The sequence below is a fragment of the Budvicia diplopodorum genome (assembly GCF_009800925.1).
In the GTDB taxonomy this organism is placed as follows: domain Bacteria; phylum Pseudomonadota; class Gammaproteobacteria; order Enterobacterales; family Enterobacteriaceae; genus Budvicia; species Budvicia diplopodorum.
On the sequence record NZ_WOYF01000021.1, the window covers coordinates 26518 to 36389 of the forward strand.

Consider the following 9872-nt stretch of genomic DNA (forward strand, 5'->3'; position numbering starts at 1 on the left):
CTATCTATTAATGTTAATAAAATGAAGCTGCATGGTTAAATAATGGGTTTGGCTGATATTTGAGCGTTTATTTTTGTGCATATGAATAAAAATAGTTGCCAATGACGCTAGATATTCAGGGTTGTGGTGGTGAATACAATTGATATGGAGCCGACAAACTAAAAGCCTCATTCACATAAATGGATGAGGCTTTTATATCTTCAGCTTATAAAGGGGAGAAGGCTGGTGCTATTTATTTTGCTGCTTCAAAATATCGCGGATATCAGTCAGCAGTTTCTCTTCTGCGCTGGGTACTGCCGGTGCTGGTGGTTCGGTACGACGTACCCGATTCATCAATTTGATAGCCATAAAGATAGCAAAAGCAACGATAATGAAATCAAATATATTCTGAATAAAAATGCCGTAGTGCATCACAACCGCCGGGATGTCTCCACTGGCATCACGCAGTACAAATGTAAACTGCTTAAAATCAACTCCGCCAATTAGCAAGCCAAGCGGTGGCATAATAATATCTGAAACCAACGATGATATTATTTTACCAAAAGCGGCACCAATGATTACACCGATAGCAAGGTCAACAACGTTGCCGCGCATTGCAAATTCGCGAAACTCTTTAAGCAGGCTCATATCAAAATACCTTAGCAATAATTTAGTATTATAAGCATAACAACAGGTGACCATTTTTCCATAAAATCGAGAAACTATATGAGCTTATTCATTTTCATTATTGTAAATAAGCTCATGGTGTAACTATAGGAAGAACGGACTTGGCTGGAATAATCGCTCTACATCGGTAATATATTTTTTATCAGCCAAAAACATAATAACGTGGTCGCCTTGTTCAACAACGGTCGTTCTGTTGGCAATAATGACATCATCGCCTCTGACCAGCGCCCCGATGGTCGTACCCGGAGGCAGCTTAATATTATCAACCTGCCGGCCTACGACTTTAGACGTTGTTTCATCTCCGTGGGCAACGGCTTCAATTGCTTCGGCAACGCCGCGGCGAAGTGTAGAAACGCTGACAATATCGGCTTTTCTTACGTGACCTAATAGCGCTGAGATAGTGGCTTGCTGTGGTGACACTGCAATATCAATTACGCTTCCCTGAACTAAATCAATATAGGCATGCCGCTGAATAAGAACGATAACTTTTTTCGCCCCCAGCCGTTTAGCCAGCATCGCCGACATAATGTTGGCTTCGTCATCGTTAGTCAGAGCAATAAATACATCAATTTGCTCAATATGCTCTTCAGATAGCAGCTCTTGATCTGATGCATCACCGCAGAAAACTACGGTATCTTGTAAAATTTCGGCCAGGTCAGCGGCGCGCTCAGCATCACGTTCGATCAGCTTTACGCTGTAATCTTTTTCCAAACGCTCTGCTAGCCCTGCACCAACGTTACCGCCGCCGACGATCATTAGTCGTTTATACGGTTTTTCTAACCGTTGCATTTCACTCATGACAGCCCGAATGTGCTGAGATGCAGCGACAAAGAAAACCTCATCGCCAGCTTCGATAACCGTTGATGCCTGAGGTCTGATAGGACGATCCTGACGGAAAATAGCGGCTACTCGGGTTTCAATGTGTGGCATATGCTCACGTAAGGAAGACAGCGCATTTCCGACCAGAGGCCCGCCATAGTAGGCATTAACTCCGGCAATGCTCACTTTTCCTTCGGCAAAATTGACGACCTGAAGGGCTCCAGGGTATTCAATTAGCTTATAAATATAGTCAGTGACCAGCTTTTCTGGAGAGATAATATGATCAACTGGAATAACCTCTGACTGGAATAGCTTATCCTCTTCGCGAATATATTCTGGCGAACGAATGCGGGCGATCCTGTTTGGGGTATTAAACATTGAGTAAGCAATTTGGCAGGCGATCATATTGATCTCATCAGAGTTAGTCACCGCAACTAACATATCGGCGTCATCTGCACCAGCCTCACGCAATACTCTGGGATGGCATGCATGCCCCTGCACTACTCGTAGGTCAAACTTGTCCTGTAACTGGCGTAAACGGACAATATTATTGTCGACCAGCGTAATATCGTTATTTTCACCGACTAAATTTTCTGCCAGTGTGCCGCCTACCTGACCAGCACCGAGAATGATAATTTTCATTGTGCTCTCTTGTTAGCGCTGAAACGCCGTTTGCTGCTTAATGAGTCTATGCCTTAATGAGTTTGGCATAAAAAAATCCATCACCACCTTCGGGTGAGGGTAAGTTTTGTTGGTACGGTGATTCTAAACCACCAATGTTAATAACCTGAGCATCGCTATGGCTATTAACAAAGCTATCTATCTGTAAGCTGTTTTCTTCAGGAAGAATTGAACAGGTCGCATAAACCATCGTTCCTCCTGGCTTCAGGTGAGACCAAATAGCATTAATTATTTCTTTTTGTAGTGAGGCCAATTCGCTGATATCACTGCTGCGTCGTAGCCATTTTATATCAGGATGACGACGAATTACGCCGGTTGCTGAACATGGCGCATCCAGCAATATACGGTCGAACTGCTGGCCAGCACACCATTTTTCTGGCATTCGTCCATCGCCAGCTAATACGGTCGCTTGCTGATTTAGCCGTGCAAGATTCTCATGAACTCTCTTAAGGCGGTTTTCATCAACGTCGACGGCCATGACTTTAGCCGTGGGTGCAGCTTCCAGTATATGGGTGGTTTTTCCTCCTGGTGCTGCGCACAGATCTAAAATAGATTCGCCATTTTGCGGTGCCAACAAAGGAACACAGCCCTGAGCTGACGCATCCTGAACGGTGGCCCAGCCGGATTCGAACCCCGGCAATGCCGAAACTGAAACTGGCGATAACAATCGGAGAGCATCGGGATAGCTAGCATGAGCGACGGCTTCTATTTCAGCCTGCTGCAATAAAGCCAGATATGCATCTCGGGTATGGTGCTGTCTGTTTACTCGTAGCCACATCGGTGGTTTTTGATTATTGGCTTCAATAATTTGCTGCCACTGCTGTGGATATGCCGTTTGTACTCGCTGTAGTAGCCAACTGGGATGTAAGAAGCGGCTATTTTGAGACTGAGCCTGTTCAACTAACGCCTGTTGTTGACGTTGAAACTGGCGCATAACGCCATTAATCAGCCCTTTCATTTGAGGGCGTTTTAGTGCGACTGCGCCGTTAACCGTTTCGGCAACGGCGGCATGGGCGGGAATTCGCGTATAAAGCAACTGATACAGCCCGACCATGAGTAGATAGTGGAGAGGGCGCTGCTTGCCGGTCATGATTTTAGCCATGAGTTGCTGTAGATACCCTTCCAGTTCAGGTAAAACTCGCAAAGTACCAAAGCACAGTTCCTGCAGCAGCCCTTTATCTTTATCTGAGATATTTTTTTGCAGGTCGGGTAATACCGAGCTTAAAGACTGGCCGTGATCAAGAACCTGACCGATAGCTTTTGCTGCAATAGCGCGAAGATTATATTTATTGTTCATAGGCAAAAGTTGGCCGGAGTCATTAAGGTATTGATAAAAATGATAGGAAAGTACCTGCAGCATAATAACAATTTATTCGCAGATACATACGGTTAGTCTAAGCGATTACCGATAGTAAACCATTCGCGGCGGGAATTTAGCAAGTCTTGCGCTGACATTGTTTTTTTACCCGATGGCTGAAGCTGGGTCATATTGAGTATTCCCTGAGATGTCGCAACTTGAATTCCTGATTTACTGGCTTCAATAATCGTTCCGGGTAGTGCGTTACTGCTCTTATTGATGACCTGAGCGGCCCAAACTTTCACCGGTTGGCCATCGATCATAAAATAGCTGACCGGCCAAGGGTTAAAGGCTCTGATGCAGCGTTCAAGTTGAACCGCCGATAATGACCAGTTAAGCCTGGCTTCTTCTTTGCTGAGCTTATCTGCGTAGTTAGCTAGCGCATCGTCCTGCTTTTCTGCAACAGCCAAACCTGAGACCAGCAGTTCCAAGGTATTTAACAGTGCCTGAGGGCCCAATTGAGCCAATTTATCATACAGGCTTGCGCTAGTGTCATCGGATAGTATCGGGCAAGTAAGCTTATGCAGCATATCGCCGGTATCCAGACCTTTATCCATCAGCATGATGGTGATACCTGTTTCAGTATCTCCGGCCCAGAGAGAGCGCTGTATTGGTGCTGCCCCACGCCAGCGTGGCAATAATGAACCATGTACATTGATACAGCCTAAACGTGGCATACCCAATACGGCAAGAGGTAAAATCAATCCGTAAGCAACCACCACCATGATGTCAGCGTTTAGCTGATTAACTAGATCTTGATTCTCTTCAGGTCGAAGAGATTTCGGTTGAAATACCGGAAGTTGATGCTGTTCTGCAAGCTGTTTAACTGGACTTGGCGTGAGTTTATTACCTCGTCCTGCGGGCCTGTCTGGCTGAGTGAACACGCCCACAATTTTGTGGTGAGATAAAAGCAGCGCTTCTAGATGACGCGCTGCAAAATCTGGGGTTCCGGCAAAAATAATCCGTAAAGGTTCAGACACCACAATTTCCTACTGTAATAAAAAAGGGGAAACGATAGACATAGGTACTATCACTCGCGCGATCGCGCTTCCAGTTTAGCTATTTTTTCTAATTTCTGGCGAATACGCTGGCGTTTTAGTGGAGATAGGTAATCGACAAACAGTTTACCTTCCAGATGGTCCATTTCATGCTGAATGCAGATAGCCAGTAAATCATCGGCTTCTAATTCATAAGATTTACCATCACGGTCCAGTGCGCGGATTTTAATTTTTTCAGCACGCGGAACAAAACCGCGTGATTCCGGGACGGAAAGGCAGCCTTCTTCAATTCCTGTTTCACCGGACTTCTCTAACACTTCAGGATTTATAATCACATAGTGTTGGTCGCGATCTTCTGACACATCAATAACAATAATTCGCTGGTGAATATTGACCTGAGTAGCGGCAAGCCCTATGCCTTCTTCGGCATACATAGTTTCTAGCATATCATCAATGATGTGCTGAATCTCCGGCGTGACCTTCGCAACGGGTTTAGCTTTAATCCGGAGCCTTTCGTCAGGAAAATGTAATACAGGTAATACGGCCATATTTCGTTGAATCGCTATCTTAATGAGTAAAAGATTATCTTCATATTCTAGATCGTTCCTGCTTTGATTGACAGTATCAGTCAACTATTGAAGCGATAGACCATGACATCTCACCGAGGTTCTTGAATATATAATCAGATAATAAACGCGCTAAAGCGGTTTACTCACCATTATTATTTATGCGTGTTTGTTTTTCAGATAAGCGTCGATAAAAAATGTAATTCACTCTTCATATTCATTTAAATTCTTTAAGGCTGTTCAAATATTGGTTTTTCTCGCTGGTTTGGTTCTATTCTCTGATTAAGCTATTGCCATATGACGGTAGCCATAATAGAGAATCTGATGACAAAAGAAGAATGGTGGCTGAGGCTATTGATGATCTCGGGCCAGAAACTACAGCATGTGCGGCGGCTAAAGGGGCTGGCATACCAAAAGTTAGTACTTACTGCGGGTTTATTGTTGCAACTGGGTTTTAGCGAACGTCAGTATCAAGAGTTCCACTATGTTAATCAGGCTGAGCTTAAGCGAGGACTAGACTGGCTGGCATTGCCGAATCATTGCTTAGTGACCTATATCGATACTGATTATCCTGAGTTATTACGTAATACGTCTGGTGCGCCTTTGGCACTATTTGTTAGCGGTGATCTTAAAAATCTGAGTAAACCTCAGCTAGCCATGGTCGGGAGCCGATGCTATAGCCATTATGGTGAAACGTGGGCCAGCTATTTTGCTCAGGAGCTGGCGGCGGCTGGGTTAGTGATTACCAGCGGTTTAGCTATGGGAATTGATGGCATCAGCCATCGTGGCGCTTTAGCCAGCGGTGGAACCACCATCGCGGTATTAGGTAGCGGATTGTCTCATATCCATCCTCGTGGCCATCTATGGCTAGCACAGCAAATTTTAGAAAACGGTGGAACGTTGGTTTCTGAGTTTTTGCCCTTTGAACGAGCCAGATCGGAATATTTCCCAAAACGTAACCGGATTATTAGTGGGTTGAGTCTCGGGGTGTTAGTGGTTGAAGCTGAGTTGCGTAGTGGTTCATTAATTACGGCGAAATATGCCTTGGAACAGGGGCGGGAAGTCTTTGCTATACCAGGGCCTCTGAGTAGTCGCAGTAGTGAAGGAACCCACAGCCTTATCCAGCAAGGGGCAAATTTGGTTTCTCAGCCAACGGATATTATTGAAATGCTCAATGGTTCACTACGCTGGCTAGTGTTAGAACAGCTAGATACTTCACCAAAAGAGTCGTTGCCATTATTAGAATTAGATGAAAATAATCAGACAATACCGGAGCAGCCGTTTTCTTCACTGTTGGATCATGTGGAATATGAGCCAACGCCTATTAACCTTATTAGTGAAAGAGCCAGACTATCGGTCAGTGATATTGCCGTTCAGCTACTCGATCTTGAGATGTCCGGGTTGATCGCTTCCGTTCAGGGCGGATATGTCAGACTTAAATAATGAAGTGTTTAAAGCCAGTATAAAAATGTCCCCAATCAGGTAGACTACGGTCTAGATAGACTTATGTGGCTTAGGCAGTGAATAAGGGAACCTCGGCTTAAAAATAGCATTAATCAGATGGCAACTATAGTTATGACCAAAACAGCGTTGTTCGCAGGTAAAAATGAAGAGATCTGCCCTGAATGCGGTGCCCCGTTGGTTATCCGAAGCGGGAAGCAAGGGCCATTTCAGGGGTGTTCTCGTTATCCAGAATGTACGTATATAAATTCATTTAAACCACAAAATGACGGGCACGTAGTTAAAATTCTCGATGGTCAGTACTGTCCTCAGTGTGGAGAGACTTTAGTATTGCGCCAAGGGCGGTATGGGATGTTTATCGGCTGTAGTAGCTATCCTGACTGTGAATATATCGCTGTTATCGATAAACCTGATGAGACGCATATAGCCTGCCCACAGTGCAAAGAAGGCCAATTGCTTCAGCGTAAATCGCGTTATGGCAAAGTTTTTCACTCTTGCGATCGTTATCCTGAATGCCAATTTACGCTGAACCATACGCCGGTAGCTGGCGTATGCTCAATTTGCAACTATCCTCTACTTTTAGAAAAACGCACATCACAAGGTGTTCGCCTGTTTTGTGCTAGTAAACTATGTGGCAAACAAGTTCTTATAAATAAAGATGATTAATAATTTACGTTTTATTGTTGACCAGCTTCACGCACAGCAGGTCATTGCTTATCCGACTGAAGCGGTATATGGCCTAGGGTGCAATCCTGACAGTCAGCAGGCAGTAGAATCTCTTCTTCAACTAAAACAGCGCTCTTGGGAAAAGGGTCTGATATTGATTGCTGCCAGCTATGAACAACTGTTGCCCTATATTGATGACGAACGGTTAACAGCGGTACAGAAACAGCATATGTTTTCCTTTTGGCCTGGGCCAGTTACGTGGGTTATCCCAGCCCGCAGTTCCACACCTAAATGGCTTACTGGCCGGTTTAACTCGATTGCGGTTAGAGTGAGCGATCACTCACAGGTAAAAGAACTATGTATGGCATTTGGTAAACCGCTAGTTTCTACTAGTGCAAATTTGAACGGGCGTGAGCCTTGTCGTTCTGAAGCCTGTGTGCATCAGCAGTTTGGTCAAGCGTTTCCAGTATTATCGGGTCGTGTCGGAGGGAGAGAAAACCCTTCCGAAATCAGAGATGCGCTTACCGGAAAGCTATTCCGGCAAGGATAGAAAACAACTTTATAGGGGCATTATGCGACAGTTTGCCGTCTTTGGTAATCCGATAGGACATAGTAAATCACCGTGTATTCATCAGCTCTTTGCTAAAAATTGCGGTATTGAACTAAATTATGAAACTCAACTGGCACCTATTGATGGTTTTGAGCCGGCGATTTCCGCTTTTTTTGCTAATGGGGCAATAGGGGCAAATATCACTCTGCCATTTAAAGAGAAGGCATATGTTTTTTGCGATGAGCTTACCGAGCGGGCGGCGTCTGCAGGTGCGGTAAATACGATTAAGAGATTAGATGACGGGCGGCTATTGGGTGATAACACTGACGGTATCGGTCTGTTAAGTGATTTACAGCGATTAGATATGGTTAAGCCTGATTGTCGGATCTTATTAGTTGGTGCCGGTGGGGCTGCCCGGGGCGTTATCTTACCATTGCTTTCATTTGGCTGTGAGTTAGTCATCACTAACCGTACGCACGCTAAAGCTGAATTACTGGCCAGTTCATTTTCATCGCTTGGAAAAATCAAAGCAAGCGAACTCAGTAAGCTGAGCGGCTGCCAGTTTGATGTCATTATTCATGCGACATCTTCCGGCGTTAGCGGAGATATTCCCCCGCTGTGTTCGACGTTGGTTAGTGACAATACCGCGTGTTATGACATGTTTTATCAGTCAGGCCTGACGCCATTTCTTCTTTGGGCCGTGTCACACGGTGTTGTTAATTATGCCGATGGCCTAGGTATGCTGGTTGGACAAGCTGCACATGCATTTTATCTATGGAACGGCATTATGCCTGATGTTGAAAGCGTTCTGATTCAGCTAAAAAAGGATCTATCCAAGTGAATCAGGCCATTCAGTTTTCGGATCGTGAAGAGTGGGATCCGATCCGAAAAGCGGTCACCTGCACTGCTTTAGATCATGGATTTCTGATTAACTGCCGTATTCTTGCTGAGTCTTTGGAACTGCGTTTTGGATCTAGTGGAGCACCGGAGCATTACCTGTCTTTATTCCGGCTCCATCGTTGGGATTTTGAAGAGGAGCTGGAAGCTCTCATTGCCGATCGCGAATTTGATGCGGATGGCTGGGTAACCGTTTAATTTGGCCTTTCAGATAATCATCTTTTAGGATGACGTAGTTGCGGGCTGACGTCAGCAGGCTTGCTATTTCTTCTGGCGTAAGTGGGCGAATTCGTCTGGCCGGGTTGCCCAAATACAAATATCCGCTTTCAAGATGTTTTCCCGGAGCGACTAAACTACCTGCGCCTAACATAACGTCATCGCCGATAACGGCACCGTCGAGCACTCTTGAACCCATTCCGATCAAAGATCTGTTGCCAATAACGCAGCCGTGAAGGATGACTCCGTGTCCAATAGTGACATCTTCCCTAACGATAAGCGGAAAACCGTTAGGATTCTCTGCAGTTTTCCGGGCAACGTGCAAAATGCAACCGTCCTGAATATTACTTCTGGTACCAATACGGATATAGTTAACGTCTCCTCGTATTGCCGTTAGAGGCCAGACGCTGACATCATCACTGAGTTCAACCTGACCAATAATAATGCCAGAGGGATCGATCATTACTCGATTACCGACCTTTGGTGAGTGGTGCAGGTAGGTTCGCAGAGTCTCAGCATATATCTCAGACATGAAATCAAGCCTTAGTTAGTAAAGAATCATAAATATATATCTTAGGTGATTTGGATCCTTTTTATAGATTGGGATCGAATAAAACGGGTTTTTTGCTCAAAAAAAGATCTATTTGATGAGCTAAAGGATAAAAAACACGCATATGGAACTATTTTCTTAAAAAACACTTGTACAAAAAGATCCGTTCTCTATAATTCGCCCCCATCAAGCGGCATTGTGAGCAACTTCACAAATTGGCTAGCAAGATAAGAATTAAAACGGAGTGAATTAGTCATTGACTCTGTAACGGGTTAGCGTATTATTCGCAGCCCGTGTTGCAGGAAGTTTCTTCCCCGCACACCGCTCTTTAACAATTTATCAGACAATCTGTGTGGGCACTCACAAGACGGTATCATAGCCACTCCGGTGGCAAAAACTATACCAAGTCTTAAAGAGTGACCAAGCAGTAATTCATTTGTAATTT

The 9872-nt window shown here is 44.8% G+C and carries 11 protein-coding genes; 5 read left to right on the plus strand and 6 right to left on the minus strand.

All coding sequences use genetic code 11. From position 1 onward, the window contains the following. Positions 1 to 228: 228 nt before the first annotated feature. The 5 genes from mscL to def form a co-directional block, all read right to left on the minus strand. Positions 229 to 627 (minus strand): large-conductance mechanosensitive channel protein MscL, encoded by a 399-nt coding sequence (gene mscL / locus GVI43_RS14780; protein WP_159567616.1) that lies wholly within the window; start codon positions 625 to 627, stop codon positions 229 to 231. Between the two features lie 123 nt (positions 628 to 750). After that, positions 751 to 2127: a Trk system potassium transporter TrkA gene (gene trkA / locus GVI43_RS14785; RefSeq protein WP_159567617.1), complete on the minus strand. Its 1377-nt coding sequence runs from the start codon at positions 2125 to 2127 to the stop codon at positions 751 to 753. Between the two features lie 46 nt (positions 2128 to 2173). Beyond that, positions 2174 to 3463: a 16S rRNA (cytosine(967)-C(5))-methyltransferase RsmB gene (rsmB, locus tag GVI43_RS14790; RefSeq protein WP_159567618.1), complete on the minus strand. Its 1290-nt coding sequence runs from the start codon at positions 3461 to 3463 to the stop codon at positions 2174 to 2176. A gap of 92 nt (positions 3464 to 3555) precedes the next feature. After that, positions 3556 to 4503 (minus strand): methionyl-tRNA formyltransferase, encoded by a 948-nt coding sequence (fmt, locus tag GVI43_RS14795; RefSeq protein WP_159567619.1) that lies wholly within the window; start codon positions 4501 to 4503, stop codon positions 3556 to 3558. A 50-nt stretch (positions 4504 to 4553) separates the two neighbouring features. Continuing rightward, positions 4554 to 5069 (minus strand): peptide deformylase, encoded by a 516-nt coding sequence (def, locus tag GVI43_RS14800; protein ID WP_159567620.1) that lies wholly within the window; start codon positions 5067 to 5069, stop codon positions 4554 to 4556. Between the two features lie 342 nt (positions 5070 to 5411). On the opposite strand from def, the gene dprA reads away from it, so the two are divergent. From dprA to GVI43_RS14825, 5 genes are all read left to right on the plus strand, one after another. Then, on the plus strand, positions 5412 to 6530 hold the full coding sequence (gene dprA / locus GVI43_RS14805) for a DNA-processing protein DprA (protein ID WP_159567621.1): 1119 nt from the start codon (positions 5412 to 5414) through the stop codon (positions 6528 to 6530). 132 nt (positions 6531 to 6662) lie between these two features. Further along, positions 6663 to 7214: a DNA topoisomerase family protein gene (locus tag GVI43_RS14810; protein WP_159567628.1), complete on the plus strand. Its 552-nt coding sequence runs from the start codon at positions 6663 to 6665 to the stop codon at positions 7212 to 7214. Then, positions 7207 to 7764 carry an L-threonylcarbamoyladenylate synthase type 1 TsaC gene (gene tsaC / locus GVI43_RS14815; RefSeq protein WP_159567622.1) on the plus strand — a complete coding sequence of 186 codons (558 nt, stop codon included), beginning with the start codon at positions 7207 to 7209 and terminating at the stop codon, positions 7762 to 7764. The genes GVI43_RS14810 and tsaC overlap by 8 nt, the downstream gene beginning before the upstream one ends. A gap of 19 nt (positions 7765 to 7783) precedes the next feature. Further along, positions 7784 to 8605 carry a shikimate dehydrogenase gene (aroE, locus tag GVI43_RS14820; RefSeq protein WP_211959109.1) on the plus strand — a complete coding sequence of 274 codons (822 nt, stop codon included), beginning with the start codon at positions 7784 to 7786 and terminating at the stop codon, positions 8603 to 8605. Continuing rightward, positions 8602 to 8859 carry a DUF1488 family protein gene (locus GVI43_RS14825; protein ID WP_159567624.1) on the plus strand — a complete coding sequence of 86 codons (258 nt, stop codon included), beginning with the start codon at positions 8602 to 8604 and terminating at the stop codon, positions 8857 to 8859. The genes aroE and GVI43_RS14825 overlap by 4 nt, the downstream gene beginning before the upstream one ends. Here GVI43_RS14825 and GVI43_RS14830 read toward each other — a convergent pair. After that, on the minus strand, positions 8813 to 9409 hold the full coding sequence (locus tag GVI43_RS14830) for a gamma carbonic anhydrase family protein (RefSeq protein ID WP_159567625.1): 597 nt from the start codon (positions 9407 to 9409) through the stop codon (positions 8813 to 8815). The genes GVI43_RS14825 and GVI43_RS14830 overlap by 47 nt on opposite strands. Between the last annotated feature and the right edge of the window lie 463 nt (positions 9410 to 9872).